We start from the raw sequence: 14,875 nt of genomic DNA, 5'->3' as shown, positions 1-14,875 counted from the left end.
CTGGCGGTCCGGCCCGGCGCGGAGCATAGTGTGCCGGTCGAGCAGGCGCGCCCGAACTCGGAATGGTCAGGTGGCACACCGGTGGACGTGAGGCAGGCGGGCGAGACGGCGCCCGCGCTGCGGGTCGTCGTGGGCGAGCCCGACCGGGCGGTGCGCGCCAGGCTCAGGAGCGTGCTGCACGTGGGCAACGGCATCCGCGTCCTGGGCGAGAGCGGCGACCCCGACCGGCTGTGCGAGCAGGCGGCCCGCTTCCAGCCCCGGGTGGCGGTGGTGAACGCGGCGCTGCGCCAGCCCGACGGCCAGGAGTCGGCGCTGGCCATGGCCGCCCAGGCGAGGAAGCGGACCCGGGTGGTGGTGGTCTCGGACGTGCTGGACGAGCAGCTCCTCGGGCGGGCGCTGCGCGGCGGCGCGGGCGGGTTCGTGCACCGCGAGTCGCTGCTGGAGGAGATCGTGCCCGCGATCCGGCTGGTCGCCGCCGGGCACACGTTCATCTCCAGCTCGATGGTCACCCGGCTGCGCGACCGCATCTCCGCCGTCATCCCGCGCGCCGACCGGCGGCCGGCGGCGCTGACCCGCCGCGAGGCCGAGGTGCTGGCCCTCGTCGCGGCCGGCCTGTCGAACGCGGGCATCGCGGCCCGGCTCGGCATCGGCACTGGAACGGTCCGCTCGCACCTGGCGCGCATCCTGGCCAAGCTGTCGGCGGCCAACCGGGCGCACGCGGTCGGCATCGCCTACGAGTCGGGGGTCATCACCGGCGAATCGGTTCACCGCCTGCTCGGGCGTGGGTAGCCCACCAGGCGTGCAGCGCCGGGTGCTGGGCGACGGCCTCCTCCGTGGTGAGCAGAGACTCCGGCTCGCCGGTCAGCGCCCGCGCCACCGCCGCGCCGTCCTGGGCGGGCGGCGGGAGGAGCGCCTGGGCGCGGAAGAACCCGGCGGCCAGCTCGGGGCTGCTCAGCAGGGCCCGCGACCTGCGGGCGAGGATCTCCCGCTGGAACGCGCTCGCCTCCCGCGCCCCGTCGTCGCGTGGCCGGTCCTGGGCGAGCGCGAGCCGCCAGGACGTCTCCGCCTGCGCCGCCACGGCGCTCTGCGCCGCCGGGAAGGCGTCCGGGTCGGCGCCGTGGCGGGCCAGCTCGGCCGCCAGCCGCAGCGCGCCCAGCGCGGCCACCGACATGCCGTGCGAGTGGACGGGGTTGAGCGCGCACACCGCGTCGCCGATCGCGAGGAAGCCGCCGGGCAGCGCGGCCCGCTCGAAGAACCTCCTGCGGTTGGCGGTGTCGCGGTACGGGCGGACGCCGCCCAGCGGGGTGGCGGCCGCCATGAGGTCGGCGACGAGCGGGTCGCGCAGCGCGCGGGCGAAGGCGGTGAAGCCCCGCTCGTCCACCGGCGGCTCGCCGCCCCGGGTGCCGGTGAGGGTGACGATCCAGCGGCCGTCCTCGACCGGGAACAGGGTCGCGCCCTGGCCGGGCCGGCCCGGCGCCGGGCGCGGGTGCAGCATGACGGCGGGCATGCCGTCGGCCAGCCCGTCCGGGGCCCGGTAGTGGCGGGTGGAGTAGGCCAGCCCGGAGGAGACCGTGACCTCCTCGACGGCCGGCGCGCCGATCGCCCGGAGCCAGCCGGGCGCCTTCGACCTGCGGCCCGTCGCGTCCACGACGAGCGCGGCGGTGATCGTCCGCGTCCCGCCGCCCGCGGTCTCGACGACGGCGCCGGTGACGCGCCGCCGGTCGCCCGCCAGGCCGAGCGCCCGCGTGCCCGTCAGGACGGTGACGCCGGGCAGCGCCCGCTCGCGCACCACCTGGTCGAGCAGCCCGCGCCCGCACGACAGGAGGCAGGCGCCGGTGTCGAGCCGCCGGAACCAGCCCTGCGCGGCCAGCACCAGGGCGTCGCCGGGCAGGCCGCGCCGCTGCGCTCCGCGCGCCAGCAGCTCCGCCACCGTGCCGGGCAGCAGCTCGTCCAGCGCCCGGGCGCCGCCGCTCACCAGCACGTGGCTGTGCCGTGACTGCGGCAGCCCGCGCCTCGGCAGCGGGCCGGGCGGGTAGTGGTCGCCTTCGACCAGCAGCACCTCGCCGGCGTGCCGGGCGAGCACGGCGGCGGCCAGCACACCGGCCAGGCCGCCGCCGAGGACGAGCGCCCGCGTCATGAAAGCGCCGGGCGCTCTTCGATCAGCCCCTGCTCGATCATGGTGCCGAGGAACGCCTGCACGTCCTTCACGATGCGGACGCTCACGGCGACGCTGCCTCCGGAGAACTGCTGGGACAGCTCCGAGACGATCGCCTCGCGTTCACCTTTGTCGGCGACGAGCGTCCAGATCCGCGAAGCCGTCTCGTTCAAGCTGTGGAAGTCCCCGGACTCGGTGTGGTACAGCGAGATGCCTCCGGCGGTCTCCTGCCATATCACAGCGTCGCTGATCTGGAGTGACACACTCCACCTCCTTTAGACGGGCGTGATGGGAAGCAGTTCGCCGACGCGGACGGCGCCGGGCGAGGGTCGTACGTAGGTCTTCCAGTCGTCGAAGACCGGGTGCACGGCGTCGCTCGCCACCAGGCGCGGCGTCGTCATCTCGGGGTCGCGGGCCAGCTCGGCCGGCTTGATTCCCGACTCCAGCCACAGCTGGGTGGCGATGCCGTGCCGCAGGATCCGGCACTGGTGGCGGCTGTTGCGCCGCAGGTCGCCCGATTCGGACATGTGCGCGGCCCGGCAGCCTCCGCCGCAGGACGCCTTGATGTAGCACTTCTCGCAGTCGGCGTGGTAGTCGCCGCCGTACACCGAGCTCGTCCGCATGTCGTACAGCAGCGGGGCGCCGAAGATCTCCGACAGCGACTGGCGGCGCACGTTGCCCGCCAGGTGGCCCGGTTCGGTGACGAGCTTGCACGGGTAGACGTCGCCCAGCGAGTTGATGTAGATCTCGTTGCCGCCCATCCCGCAGTTGCCGCGCACGGCGCACCGCTGGAGCGGCTTGGGCCCGTCCGGCAGGAGCCGTCCGGCCGCGGGCGAGGTCCAGGTGATGCGCTGGATGCGCAGGTGGTCCTCCCACCCGAACTCGAACTCGTCGTCGACGCCCCGGCCCAGGTTGTTGTGGTACATCAGCCGGATGTCGCGGACCTCGATGCCCTCCATGAAGGTGGCGAAGTCCTCGAGCTGGTCGACGTTGTCGGAGGTGACCAGGTGGTTGATGAGGGGCACCACGCCGGCGTCGTTGAGCATCCGCAGCGCCCGGTGGGTCTTGTCGAACGAGCCCGCGCCCCGGGTGCGGTCGTGCGTCTCGGCCGTGGCGCCGTCGACGCTCACCGTGACGGTGCCGAACAGGTCCGCGAAGCGCCGGGCGATCTCCGGGGTCCGGATCATCGTGGCGTTCGTGATGATGTTCGAGGTCAGGCCGCTGTCGTTGGCGTGCTGGACGATCTGGAACAGGTCCTTGCGCAGCATCGGCTCGCCACCGGTGAAGATCATGGTGGAGGCGCCGAACTCGGCCACCTGGGTGACCAGCGCCAGCGACTCCGCGGTGGTGAGCTCGCCCGGCAGGCACTTCTCCGAGGAGGCGTAGCAGTACGGGCAGCGCAGGTTGCAGCCGTCGGTGATGGCGTAGTAGACCTGGCTGAGCCGCGGCTCCGACATCGTGACCCGGGGCCGGTTCCCGTTGTAGTAGACGATCCAGCTCAGGATGAGCTTGGCGAGGAGCCGGTCGGTCTCCTCGGTCTCCTCCAGCCGTCCGCCCGGACGGGCCAGGGCCCGCAGGACGCCGAACTCCCGCGCGTCCAGGACGCACCGGCCACCCGACAGCGGATTGATGACCAGGTAGTCCCCATCGTGCACGAAGTAGGTCAGGTCTTCCGGTACGTCGAACAGCGAGTGGTTCCGGGCCAGCTTCCCAGACATCATTCCCCTTCACGCTCTCAGCGGCAGGTGCGGCCCCGGGCCAGGCCCGGCGGCCTGCGGCCCGGAGCCGCGTACGCGACAGCCGGCGTCGGCCGCGCCTAGTTCGCCACGGCCCCGGACCCGGAGCCGGACCAGGCCCCGCACATGCACTTGGCGTCGGCCTCGATCGAGTGGACCTCGACCTCCGGCCTGGCCCACTGCTCGCCCGACAGAACCTCGGGCAGCGTGGCCGGGATCTTGTCCTTGAGCGAGATGAGCAGGTCGGTTTCTTCCTTGGTCAAGGTGGCGAACGCCTCCTCGACCTCAGCGGCGATCGGGTCGTTGATGATCCCGGCCTCGCGCAGAGCTTCCTTCGGATCGAAGGCCATGCCCTCACCTCTCCGTGTTGGTGATGCGTTGCAGGTCGAGTATGAGCCGGTCACGAGAGGGTGGCACAACCCCACAAACGTGGGCTCTACCGGCGGTGACCTGGACCGGCGAGACCCCACGATCGTGGGGTTCCCGATCTCTTGCGATCGGCGGTGTCCCGTTTCAGCCTGGGTGTCAGGGCGCGGTCGTTCGGCGGACGAGGGGAAGAGCTGATGAGCGGTACCGGATCGGGTGTGTTCGACGCGCTCTCGCTCCTGCGGGCGGCCGGCCATCCCATCGACCTGCTCGACGAGCGGCAGCGGCGGGTGTTCGCCGAGCTCACCGAGCCGGAGGTCGCGCTGCTGAACTCGATCAAGAAGCGTCTGGACGAGGTCGCCGGCGAGGTCGAAGGACAGGAGCTCAAGCTCGTATGAGCGCACGAGGGCCGCGGCCTGCGCGCCGCAACGTCGTGGTCCTGTTCATCGACATGGTCGGGTCGACGGAGCTGGCCGAGCGCCTGGACCCGGAGCTGCTCATGCGGGTCCTGGACCGCTACTACGCCGCCTGCCGGGCGCGGATCACCGAGCACGGCGGCGTCGTGGAGAAGTACATCGGCGACGCGATCATGGCGGTGTTCGGCGTGCCGGTGAGCCGGGAGGACGACGCGCTGCGGGCGGTGCTGGCGGCGCGCGACTCGATGGCCGAGGTGCACCGGCTGGGCGCCGAGCTGGGCGCCGAACTGGGCGCCGAACTGGGCACGGGTGCGGGTTCGGCGGCCGCCGCGCGGGAGGGGGTGCGGCTGGACGCGCACTGCGGGGTCGCGTTCGGCGAGGTGATGGTGGCCGACGGCGCGGGACCGGGCGTGCGGGTGATCGGCGACCCGGTCAATACGGCGGCCCGCCTGCAGTCGGCCGCGGCGCCCGGGGAGATCCTCGTCGGGGACGACGTCGCCCGCCTGGTACGGCGGCACGCCCTGCTGGAGGAGGTGCCGCCGCTCAGCCTCAAGGGCAAGCGGGAGCCGGTGCGCGCGTGGCGGCTGACCGGGGTGGAGCCCGACCGGGGCGAGCCCGAGCCCGGCGCGGTGCCGCTGGCCGGCCGGGCCGAGGAGCTGCGCGGGCTCACGCTGCTGCACGAACGCGTGCTGGCCGACCGTCGGTGCGGCATGGCGACCGTGCTCGGCGCGCCCGGCATCGGCAAGTCGCGGCTGGTCAGGGAGTTCCTGGACCGGCTGCCCGACGGGGTGACGGTGCTGACCGGCCGGTGTCCCTCCTACGGCATCGGCGCCACCTACCGGCCGATCGCGGAGATGCTGGAGGCGCTGAACGGCGGCTGGCCGGCCGTCGCCGCGATGCTCGGCCCGCAGAGCGCGCGGGTGCTGCGCGGCCTTGCGGGCACCGGGGAGCCCGGCGAGCTCGACACCGCCGGGGTGGCGGAGATCGCGCGGGCGGTGCGGTCGCTGTTCGAGGTGCTGGCCCGGCGCGGCCCGCTCGTGGTGGTGCTGGACAACCTGCAGTGGGCCGAGCCGACGCTGCTCGACCTGATCGAGGACTGCGCGGCGTGGCTGGCCCGGGTGCCGGTCCTGCTCGTCTGCGTGGCCCGGCCGGAGCTGTGCCGGACGCGGCCCGCGTGGGGGGCGGGCGTGGTGCGCGCCCTGTCGCTGGAGCTCGGCCCGCTGGGCCGGCCGGACATGGCCCGGCTCGTCGCCGAGCTCGCCGCCCTGCGCGCCGGCCGCGCCGAGGTGGTCGCCCACGACACGGCGGTTGCGGTACATGACGACGTCCTCGACCGGGTGACGTACGGCTCGGACGGCAACCCGCTGTTCGCCGAGCTGATGCTGGAGACGCTGGCCGAGGGCGGCTCCTCGCTGCCGCCCACCATCCAGGCGCTGCTCGGCGCCCGGCTGGACCGGCTGGACGAGGCCGACCGCGACGTGCTGGAACGGGCCGCGACCATCGGCCAGGCGTTCACCGAGGAGCTGGTGGCGGAGCTGCTCGGCGCCGGGCCCGACGCGGTGCGGGCGTCGCTGCGGCGGCTGCGCGACGACCGGCTGATCCGGCCCGGCGCGCTCCCGGGCGCGTACGAGTTCACGCAGACGCTCACCCGGGAGACCGTCTACGCGCTGACCAGCAAGCACGCGCGGGCGGACTGGCACCGGAAGCTGGCCGCGCGGGCGGGCGGCCAGCCGGGCGGCACCCCGGAGGACGCGCCCTTCCCCGGCCCCGGCCAGGCGGACGTCAGCCTGCACCTGCTGGCCGCCTGCCGGCTCACCCGCGAGGTGCGGCCGGGCGACCCGCTGCTGCCCGAGCTGACCGACCGGGCGGCCGCCTCGCTCATCAGGGACGGCTCCCGGGCGCTGCGCCGCAAGGACCTGCCGGCGGCGATCGCGCTGCTGGAACGCGGCCGGGAGATGCTGCCGCCGGGCCGGGACGAGCACCGGTCGCTGGCCGTCCGCATCAGCGACGCCCGGCTGGCCAGGGGCGAGGGCGACCGGGCCGCCGAGGCGCTGGACCGCGCCGGGGAGCTCGCTCCCGACGACCCGCGCACCGCGCTCACCTGCGCGATCCAGCGCGAGATCCTCACCCTGCGCGCCGGCGCCCGCGGGCCCCGGCTGCCGCCGCTGCGCGAACGGCTGGCGCTCGACCCCGGCGACGAGCTGAGCTGGTGCCGCTTCCACCAGCTCGAAGCCCTGGCCCGCATCGAGGAGGGCCGGTTCGGCGCGGCGGACCGGGCGCTGCGCGACGGGCTCGGCCGGGCGCGGGCGATGGGTGACACGTACGAGGAGGACCGGCTGCTGGGCGGGCTGTGCGAGCTGGTGCAGTGGTCGCCGGCGCCGGTCCCGGAGGGGCTGGCGCTCTGCGCCGGCCTGCTGGACCGCTTCGCCGGTGACCGCGCCCTGCTGGTCCCGGTGCTCGCCACCCGGGCGCGGCTGCTCGCGCTCGCCGGCGAGCTGGAGGCCGCCCGCGAGGCGCTCGACACGGCCGACCGGCACGCCGCCGACCTGCACCTGGGGCTGCCCGCGCTCGCGGTCGCGCAGGTGCGGGGACTGGCCGAGTCGCTGGCCGGCGACCACGAGAGCGCCGGGGACCGGTTCCGGCGGGCCGCCGCCGCGCTGCGCGCCGCCGGTCACGGGGCGCCCGCCGCCACCCTGGAGGTCTACGCGGCGCGCGAGGCCCTGCGGGCAGGGGACGCCGATCGGGCCGCCGCCGAGCTGGCGCGGCTCGCGGACGGCGGCGGCCCCCGTCAGCTGCGCGGCGAGGTGACCGCCGCCGCGACCCGGGCGCTGATCGCGGCGCTCGGCGGCGCCCACGAGGAGGCGGCCCGCGCCGCCGCCCGCGCGCGGGCGCTGCTCGGCTCGACCGACGACCCCTGCCTGCGCGGCGACGTCCTGGCCGACCTCGCCAGGGCCGACCGGGCCGCCGGGCGCGACCCGGCCGCCGCCGCCCGGGCGGCGATCGAGGCGTACCTCACGAAAGGAGCGAGCTTGCCCGCCCGCAGGATCCGCGACTGGTGGGAGGAGCCGTGACCATGACGCCGCCCTGGCGCAGGGACCGGCCCGCCCAGTTCCCCGGGGTGCCCGCGTGGGGCCTGTCCACCCGGCGGCAGTCCCCCGAGCCCTTCGACGTCAGCCCGCTGTCGGGGGTGAGCAAGGAGTGGGCGTGGGGCGGGTCCGACGGCTCGGGTGTACGGGTGTGCGTGCTGGACACCGGCGTGGCCGCCGACCATCCGAGGATCGGCGGGCTGGAGCGGTCGCTGCACGTCGTCGGCGGGGACGACGGCAGGCCGGTCGTGGCCGAGTGCGAGCCCGCCGACCCGGCCGGGCACGGCACCGCCTGCGCCGGGGTGATCCGGTCGATCGCCCCCGGCGTGTCGCTCACCTCGGTGCGGGTGCTCACCGACGGGAAGACCGGCTCCGGCGACGCGCTCGTGGCCGGGCTGAGCTGGGCCATCGAGGAGGGCTTCGACCTGGTCAACCTCAGCCTGTCGACGACCAGGTCCGGCTTCCGCGAGTCGCTGCACGAGCTGGCCGACCGCGCCTACTTCCGGCGCTGCCTGCTCGTGGCCGCCGCGCACAACATGCCCGTGCTCAGCTACCCGTGGACGTTCTCCTCGGTGGTCTCGGTGGCCAGCCACGACCTGCCCGACCCGATGACGTACTACTACAACCCGGCGCCGCCCGCGGAGTTCCACGCGCGCGGCGTCAAGGTGCCCGTCGCGTGGCCGGGCGGCCGGGAGATCCGCAGCACCGGCAACAGCTTCGCGGCCCCGCACATCACCGGCATCTGCGCGCTCATCCTGAGCAAGCATCCGTGGCTGACGCCGTTCCAGCTCAAGACCGTGCTCTATCTGGCAGCCGACAACACCCTGACTCACAGCGGAGAGGCCCATGTCTCCTGACGACATCGACGGCACCGAGCGCCGGCTGCTGCAGTCGGTCGTTGAAGTGGCCCGGCACATGTTCGGCGCCGCCGCCGCCTCCATCTTCCTGGTGGAGCCGGAGACCGGCGACCTGATCTTCGAGGCGGTGTCGGGCGAGGGCGAGAAGGAGCTGGTCGGCAGCCGGTTCCCGGCCGGGACGGGGATCGCCGGCTGGGTGGCGGCGAGCGGGCAGCCGATGGTCGCGGACGACGTGGCGGAGGTCGCGCCGTTCGCCCGCGACGCCGCCGAGTCCACCGGGTACGTGCCGCGCACGATCATGGCGGCGCCGCTGATCCGCTTCGAGGAGTGCGTCGGCGTCCTGGAGGTGCTGGACCGCACGGCCTCGCGCAGCGAGCTGGACGACATGGAGCTGCTCGGGCTGTTCGCCACCCAGGCGGCCTGCGCCCTGGAGCTGCTGCTGCGCATCCGGGCCGGGCGGCGCGCCGAGCCGCCGGCCGATCCGCGCGACCTGCTGCGCCGGATCGGCGAGCGCCTGTCGGCGTCCTCGCGGCCGCCCGACGCGACGGCGGTGCGCCTGCTGGCGCTCGCCGACGACCTGCTGGGGCCGTGACGGCCAGGCTGCGGCGCCGTCACCAGGAGGTGTGACGGCGGGTCTCTTTCCACATACAAGAGCGATCTTTACGTCCACTAAGAGCTATGTCACGATCACTCCGTTTTGCCGTTTGTTCTCAGGGAAGGCGGAAGTGATCACTCCCCCACCGGCACCCCCACCCTCCCGGCCCCTTGCTTCCTGGCACGACTCACTCTGAAAGGACGACATGGGAGCCAGCCGTCCGCACGACGCACTCCCCAGGAACGCATGGCCGTTCGTCGGACGCGCCACCGCGCTGCGCACCACCACGGAGGCGGCGGCGCGGGCGGAGGTGCGCGGCGTGGTGGTCGTGGGGCCGCCGGGGGCCGGCCGGACCCGCCTGGCCGCCGAGGCGCTCGCCCGGCTGGCCGCGGCGGGACATCCGGTGGCCTGGGCCGGCGCCACCGCCGCCGCCGCGGCGATCCCGCTGGGCGCGCTGCTCCACCTCGCGCCGCTGAGCGACTGCGCGGCACACGGCACCCGGGTGGTCTTCGACCGCATCGTGGAGCGTTTCAGCGCCCCCGCCGCCGAGCGCCCGGTGCTCGTCGTGGACGACGCCCACCTGCTCGACAGCGTCTCGGCCGCGCTCGTCCACCGGCTCGCCCTGCACACGCGCGCCTTCGTGCTGCTCACCGCCCGGCAGGGCGAGCCCGGGCCCGACGTGGTGACCGCGCTGTGGAAGGAACGGCTGGCCCGGCGCGTCGAGCTGCGCCCGCTCGCCGACCACGACGTCGACACGCTGCTCGAACGCGCGCTCGGCGGGCCGCTGGACGCCGTCACCCGGCGCACGCTGCGCCGCCTGTCGGCCGGGAACCCCCTGGTGCTGCGCGAGCTGGTGCAGTCGGGGCTGGAGGGCGCGGTGCTGCACCGCGTCGACGGCCTGTGGCACCTGGGCGAGCAGGTGCGGGTCACGGGGCGGCTCGGCGACCTCCTGGAGGCGCAGATGCAGGTCGGCGACCCGGCCGTGCTGGGCGTGCTGGAGACCCTGGCCTGCCAGGAGCCCCTCGGCCAGCGGGTGCTCGAACGCCTGGCCGGGCCGGCCGCGGTCGCGCAGGCCGAACGGCAGGGGCTGGTCACGGTCGAGCTCTGCGGGGCGCGGCAGCGCACCCGGCTCACGATCCCCGCCTACGGCGAGGTGCTGCGCGCCCGCATGCCGCGCGCCCAGGCCCGGGAGATCTGGGGGCGGCTCGCCCGGGAGCTGGCCGCGTTACCGGGCCGCCGCGAGGACGACGCGCTCGACCTGGCCGTCGCGCGGCTCAACGCCGGTCTCGGCACGTCGGCGCGCGAGCTGCTGCACGCCGCGCAGCGCACCGCGGGACGGCTGGAGCTGAAGGCCGCAGAACGGCTGGCCACCGCCTCGCTGGACGCCGGGGGCGGCGTGGACGCGGCCCTCACGCTGGCCGAGGTCCTGTGCCACCAGGGACGCCACGCCGACGCCGCGGGCCTGCTCCCGGCGGCCGAGCAGTGCCGCGACGCCGAACGCGCCGGACGCCGGGCGATCCTCCGCGAGAAGATCGGCTACTGGCGCCGCCAGGTCACGCCGGACCCGCAGGACCCGGGCGGCGAGCGGGCCGCGGAGGCGGTGCGGGCCTGGACGATGCTGCTCGACGGGCACGTCAGGCGCTCCCTGGCGGCCGGGACGGCGCTGCTCGGGCCGGCCGACGCGCTGCCCGCCGAGGCGGCGGTCCGCGCCGCCACGGCCGTCCAGCTCGCGGCGGGGCTCATGGGCGACACCCACCGGGCCGAGGCCGCGTACGCGCGCGGCGTGGCGGTCACCTCGGCGGGCCGGGCGGTGTCGCCGTGGGCGCGGGCCCAGGTGGGCGCCGCCCGCTGCCTGGCGCTGCTGCTGGGAGGCGCGCTCACCACCGCCGCCGAGGACGTGGAGACGGGCTACCGGGAGGCCGTCGAGGGCCAGCTGACCGCGCCGGTCGTCGGCGTGTGGGCGGTCGTGCGCGGCTTCGTGGCCAAGGCGCAGGGCCGGGTGGCTCCGGCCCAGCAGGCGCTGCGCGAGGCCGTCGTGCTGCTCGGCGAGCACGACCCGCTGCGGCTGCGCGGCGTCTACCTGGCCGAGCTGGCGGGCGCGTACGCGATGGCGGGTGACACGGTGCAGGCCGACGCCTGGCTCAGCCGGATGGACGGCTGTCCCCCGCCGCCGGGGGCGCTGTTCGACCCGTGGATCGAGCGCAACCGGGCGTGGGCCGCCGCCGCCGCGCTCGACCTGCTGGGCGCCGCGAACCACGCCATGCAGGCGGCCAAGGCGGCGCGGGAGGCCGAGTCGCCGATGGTCGAGGCGCTGGCGCTGTTCGACGCGGCGCGCTTCGGCGAGGCCAGGGAGGTGTCGGCCCGGCTGCACCGGATCGCCGGGGAGACGGCGGCGCCCGCGGCGGCGGCGTTCGCGCGGGCGTCCACCGCGCTGGCCACCGACGACGCCCGGCAGCTCACGGCGGCGGCCGAGACGCTGTATCACACGGGCCACCTGCTGCACGCGGCCGAGGCGGCGGCGACGGCGCACCGGCTGCACGCCAGGGCGGGGCGGCGCACGGCGGCCAAGACCGCGCTCGCCTTCGCCAGGGAACGGCTCGCCGAGTGCGGGGCCGTGCGGACGCCGCTGACGGACCTGACGGGCAGCGAGGCGTCGCTGACGCCCCGGGAGCTCCAGATCGCCAAGCTGGTCACCGCCGGGCTGCCGGCCCGCGAGGTCGCCGGCCGGCTCGGCCTGTCGCTGCGGACCGTCAACAACCACCTGGGCCGGGTGTACGCCAAGCTCGGCGTCTCCGGACGGCACGGGCTCGCGCAGGTCCTGGGCAGCGGCCCGGAAGGCTGAGCCCGCTGGTCACTCGCCGCCGGTGAGGGCGGCGACCAGGTCGGCGGCGGTGCGGCAGCGGTCGAACAGCTCGCCGACGTGCTGCTTGGTGCCGCGCAGCGGCTCCAGCGTGGGGACGCGCTGGAGGGACTCGCGGCCCGGGATGTCGAAGATGACCGAGTCCCAGGAGGCCGCGGCCACGGAGTCGCTGTACTGGCGCAGGCAGCGGCCCCGGAAGTAGGCGCGGGTGTCGGTCGGCGGGTTCTCGACGGCGCGCTCGACCTCGTCCTCGGTGATGAGGCGCTGCATGCGGCCGCGCGCCACGAGGCGGTTGTAGAGGCCGCGGTCGGGGCGGATGTCGGAGTACTGCAGGTCGACGAGCTGCAGGCGGGGGTGCGACCAGGCGAGGCCGTCGCGGCTGCGGTAGCCCTCCAGCAGCTCCAGCTTGGCGACCCAGTCGAGCTCCTTGGACAGCTGCATCGGGTCCTCGGCGAGGCGGGTGAGCACCGACTCCCAGCGGTCGAGGACGTCCTTGTTCATCTCGTCCTGGGCGGTGCCGCGCTCCTCGACGTACTTGCGGGCCTGCTCCAGGTATTCCATCTGGAGCTGGACGGCGGTGAGCTTGCGGCCGTCGCGCATGGGGATCTCGTAGCGGCAGCTCGGGTCGTGGGAGACGGCGCGCAGGGACTGCACGGGGTTCTCCACGGCGAGGTCGCGGCTGAGGAAGCCCTCCTCGATCATGGCGAGGACGAGCGCCGTCGACCCCAGCTTCAGGTATGTGGAGATTTCCGACATGTTGGCGTCGCCGATGATGACGTGCAGCCGCCGGTACTTCTCCGGGTCGGCGTGCGGCTCGTCGCGGGTGTTGATGATCGGCCGCTTGAGCGTGGTCTCCAGGCCCACCTCGACCTCGAAGAAGTCGGCGCGCTGGCTGATCTGGAAGCCCTCGCCGCGCGAGTCCTGGCCGATGCCGACCTTGCCGGCGCCGACGACGACCTGCCGCGAGACGAAGAACGGCGTCAGGTGGCGGACGATGTCGGCGAACGGGGTGGCCCGGCGCATCAGGTAGTTCTCGTGGCAGCCGTAGCTGGCGCCCTTGGCGTCGGTGTTGTTCTTGTAGAGCTGGATGGGGGCGTTGGCGGGGATCGCGCCGGCCCGCTGGGCGGCGTCGTACATCACCCGCTCGCCCGCCTTGTCCCAGATGACCGCGGCGCGGGGGTTGGTGCACTCCGGCGTGGAGTATTCGGGGTGCGCGTGGTCGACGTAGAGCCGGGCGCCGTTGGTCAGGATGACGTTGGCCAGCCCGAGGTCCTCGTCGGTGAGCTGGGTGGGGTCGGCGACCTCGCGGGCGAGGTCGAAGCCCCTGGCGTCGCGCAGGGGGTTCTCCTCTTCGAAGTCCCAGCGCGCTCTGCGTGCCCTGGCCGCCGAGGCCGCCAGGTAGGCGTTCACGACCTGGGAGGAGGTCACCATCGCGTTGGCGCCTGGCTGACCGGGTACGGAGATGCCGTACTCGGTCTCGATGCCCATCACCCGACGCACCGTCATGCGCACCCTCTGTTCGTCCGGATCTGTCTATCCGCCGTTTATATGCCCGAGCCTATGCCCTTCACAGTGCCCCGGGGTCACAGAGTTATGGCACCGACGCCTTTTCAACCTGTACGGCGGGAGTTGTTGTGCTTTGTGGAGTTCTGCGGGGCTTGAGTAGCCGCTGGATGGGCCGTTCGGCAAAGAGGTAGATCGCGTACGACAGCGCGACGGCCGCCAGCGTGGTCACCGCGACCACCGCGAGCGGGGGCAGATCCCCGACGAGCAGGGGGATCAGGGCCGCCGCGACCACGGAGTGGAACAGGTAAAGCGGGTAGGTGGTCGCCCCGAGCGCGGTCAGCGCCGGGCGCGCCCGCACCCGCATGAGCCCGAGCGCGACCAGCGACATGACGACGAAGATCAGCGTGACCGTGATGATCACGCTGACGTCGCTGACGGGCATGTTCCTGAACCCGGCGAGCTCGATCCGGCCGTGCACGCGTTCGAGCGCGGCGTGCAGCGACATCCCGTACGACCCGGCCACGTAGAGCCAGGGAAGCCAGGCGCTGCCGTGCTTGTGGATGAGATAGAGCGACATGCCGGCGATGAAGTAGGGCGCGTACCGGGGCATGACGATCTCGTTGAGCAGCGGGTTCCCCAGCAGCTCGGCGCCCAGCGCGGCCACCAGCCAGACGCCCGAGAAGGCCAGCACGCGGCCGTACGTGACGCCCGCGATCACCAGGATCGAGATGAGCAGGTAGAAGCGGAGCTCTGCCCACAGCGACCAGTAGACGCCCGTCGCGTCCGTGACCTTGAACAGCCGCTGGAACATGGTGGCGTTCACCAGGTAGTCGCCTGGCGAAAGTTTTGGGTTGAGCGGCTTGGCGGCGGTCAGCCCGTAGAAGGCCGCCACGGCGATCAGGCTGAGCCAGTACGCCGGGTAGAGCCGCACCAGCCGGGATCGGGCGAACGCGCCGAGCCCGCGCCCCCACACGCTCATCAGGATGACGAATCCGCTGATGACGAAGAACAGCTCCACGCCGAGGATGCCCAGCCCGGCGATCGGGGCGACGGCGGGGAAGAGCTCGGCCGGCCGGTCACCCCAGACCGAGGCGTAGGCGATCAGGTAGTGGAAGGCCAGCACGGCGAGGGCGGCGATGAACCGCAGGAGGTCGAGCTCGGCCAGCCGGCCGTCCCCGCGAGCATGCTTCGGCCGGTTCGCTTGACGCACGGCCCTTAGACGTCACGACGATCACTTTGGTTCCGTTCCTTCACTTCTGTCACAACAAGCATCGAAATTTTCGTGGCTGAGAGCCGTA

General features: G+C 74.2%; 12 protein-coding genes. 6 read left to right on the top strand and 6 right to left on the bottom strand.

What is annotated here, in order from left to right; genetic code table 11:
* Window positions 1-81: 81 nt before the first annotated feature.
* Window positions 82-789: a response regulator transcription factor gene (locus AB0J53_RS09125; RefSeq protein ID WP_364170279.1), complete on the top strand. Its 708-nt coding sequence runs from the start codon at window positions 82-84 to the stop codon at window positions 787-789.
* Here AB0J53_RS09125 and AB0J53_RS09120 read toward each other — a convergent pair.
* The 4 genes from AB0J53_RS09120 to AB0J53_RS09105 form a co-directional block, all read right to left on the bottom strand.
* A complete protein-coding gene (locus AB0J53_RS09120) occupies window positions 749-2,137 on the bottom strand; it encodes an FAD-dependent oxidoreductase (RefSeq protein WP_364170276.1) in 1,389 nt (462 codons plus the stop codon). The genes AB0J53_RS09125 and AB0J53_RS09120 overlap by 41 nt on opposite strands.
* Window positions 2,134-2,418 carry a PqqD family protein gene (locus AB0J53_RS09115; protein ID WP_219517442.1) on the bottom strand — a complete coding sequence of 95 codons (285 nt, stop codon included), beginning with the start codon at window positions 2,416-2,418 and terminating at the stop codon, window positions 2,134-2,136. Before AB0J53_RS09115 ends, AB0J53_RS09120 begins: the two co-directional genes overlap by 4 nt.
* Window positions 2,419-2,430: 12 nt before the next feature.
* Entirely contained in the window at window positions 2,431-3,873 is a 1,443-nt protein-coding gene (gene stsB / locus AB0J53_RS09110) for a StsB family radical SAM/SPASM domain sactipeptide maturase (protein WP_364170273.1), read from the bottom strand.
* 98 nt (window positions 3,874-3,971) lie between these two features.
* Window positions 3,972-4,241: a StsA-related sactipeptide RiPP gene (locus AB0J53_RS09105; RefSeq protein ID WP_219517446.1), complete on the bottom strand. Its 270-nt coding sequence runs from the start codon at window positions 4,239-4,241 to the stop codon at window positions 3,972-3,974.
* A 213-nt stretch (window positions 4,242-4,454) separates the two neighbouring features.
* On the opposite strand from AB0J53_RS09105, the gene AB0J53_RS09100 reads away from it, so the two are divergent.
* The 5 genes from AB0J53_RS09100 (at window position 4,455) to AB0J53_RS09080 (ending at window position 12,053) form a co-directional block, all read left to right on the top strand.
* The gene (locus AB0J53_RS09100; RefSeq protein WP_219517448.1) at window positions 4,455-4,655 is read left to right on the top strand and encodes an aroma-sacti cluster domain-containing protein; all 201 of its coding nucleotides are present in this window, start codon (window positions 4,455-4,457) and stop codon (window positions 4,653-4,655) included.
* A complete protein-coding gene (locus tag AB0J53_RS09095; protein ID WP_364170268.1) occupies window positions 4,652-7,744 on the top strand; it encodes an AAA family ATPase in 3,093 nt (1,030 codons plus the stop codon). Before AB0J53_RS09100 ends, AB0J53_RS09095 begins: the two co-directional genes overlap by 4 nt.
* Window positions 7,745-7,746: 2 nt before the next feature.
* Window positions 7,747-8,616 (top strand): S8 family serine peptidase, encoded by an 870-nt coding sequence (locus tag AB0J53_RS09090; protein WP_364170265.1) that lies wholly within the window; start codon window positions 7,747-7,749, stop codon window positions 8,614-8,616.
* The gene (locus AB0J53_RS09085; protein ID WP_219514664.1) at window positions 8,606-9,208 is read left to right on the top strand and encodes a GAF domain-containing protein; all 603 of its coding nucleotides are present in this window, start codon (window positions 8,606-8,608) and stop codon (window positions 9,206-9,208) included. Before AB0J53_RS09090 ends, AB0J53_RS09085 begins: the two co-directional genes overlap by 11 nt.
* Window positions 9,209-9,416: 208 nt before the next feature.
* Complete coding sequence (locus AB0J53_RS09080) at window positions 9,417-12,053, top strand: LuxR C-terminal-related transcriptional regulator (RefSeq protein ID WP_364170262.1); 2,637 nt, start codon at window positions 9,417-9,419, stop codon at window positions 12,051-12,053.
* 9 nt (window positions 12,054-12,062) lie between these two features.
* Here the strand turns inward: AB0J53_RS09080 and dop are convergent, their stop codons facing one another.
* Together dop and AB0J53_RS09070 are read right to left on the bottom strand one after the other, a co-directional pair.
* Window positions 12,063-13,577 (bottom strand): depupylase/deamidase Dop, encoded by a 1,515-nt coding sequence (dop, locus tag AB0J53_RS09075; RefSeq protein ID WP_246646523.1) that lies wholly within the window; start codon window positions 13,575-13,577, stop codon window positions 12,063-12,065.
* Between the two features lie 85 nt (window positions 13,578-13,662).
* Entirely contained in the window at window positions 13,663-14,787 is a 1,125-nt protein-coding gene (locus AB0J53_RS09070; RefSeq protein ID WP_219514673.1) for an acyltransferase, read from the bottom strand.
* Window positions 14,788-14,875: the final 88 nt, after the last annotated feature.

This window comes from Nonomuraea sp. NPDC049725, assembly GCF_040674795.1.
Taxonomy (GTDB): Bacteria; Actinomycetota; Actinomycetes; order Streptosporangiales; family Streptosporangiaceae; genus Nonomuraea; species Nonomuraea ceibae.
The sequence above is the reverse complement of the archived record's forward strand: the minus strand, read 5'-3'. Positions and strand labels throughout refer to the sequence as shown.

Coding starts and splice junctions, on each gene's coding strand:
- AB0J53_RS09105 (WP_219517446.1), bottom strand. CDS start 4,241: ATGGCCTTCGATCCGAAGGAAGCTCTGCGCGAGGCCGGGATCATCAAC.
- AB0J53_RS09100 (WP_219517448.1), top strand. CDS start 4,455: ATGAGCGGTACCGGATCGGGTGTGTTCGACGCGCTCTCGCTCCTGCGG.
- AB0J53_RS09080 (WP_364170262.1), top strand. CDS start 9,417: ATGGGAGCCAGCCGTCCGCACGACGCACTCCCCAGGAACGCATGGCCG.
- dop (WP_246646523.1), bottom strand. CDS start 13,577: ATGACGGTGCGTCGGGTGATGGGCATCGAGACCGAGTACGGCATCTCC.
- AB0J53_RS09120 (WP_364170276.1), bottom strand. CDS start 2,137: ATGACGCGGGCGCTCGTCCTCGGCGGCGGCCTGGCCGGTGTGCTGGCC.
- AB0J53_RS09095 (WP_364170268.1), top strand. CDS start 4,652: ATGAGCGCACGAGGGCCGCGGCCTGCGCGCCGCAACGTCGTGGTCCTG.
- AB0J53_RS09085 (WP_219514664.1), top strand. CDS start 8,606: ATGTCTCCTGACGACATCGACGGCACCGAGCGCCGGCTGCTGCAGTCG.
- AB0J53_RS09090 (WP_364170265.1), top strand. CDS start 7,747: ATGACGCCGCCCTGGCGCAGGGACCGGCCCGCCCAGTTCCCCGGGGTG.
- stsB (WP_364170273.1), bottom strand. CDS start 3,873: ATGTCTGGGAAGCTGGCCCGGAACCACTCGCTGTTCGACGTACCGGAA.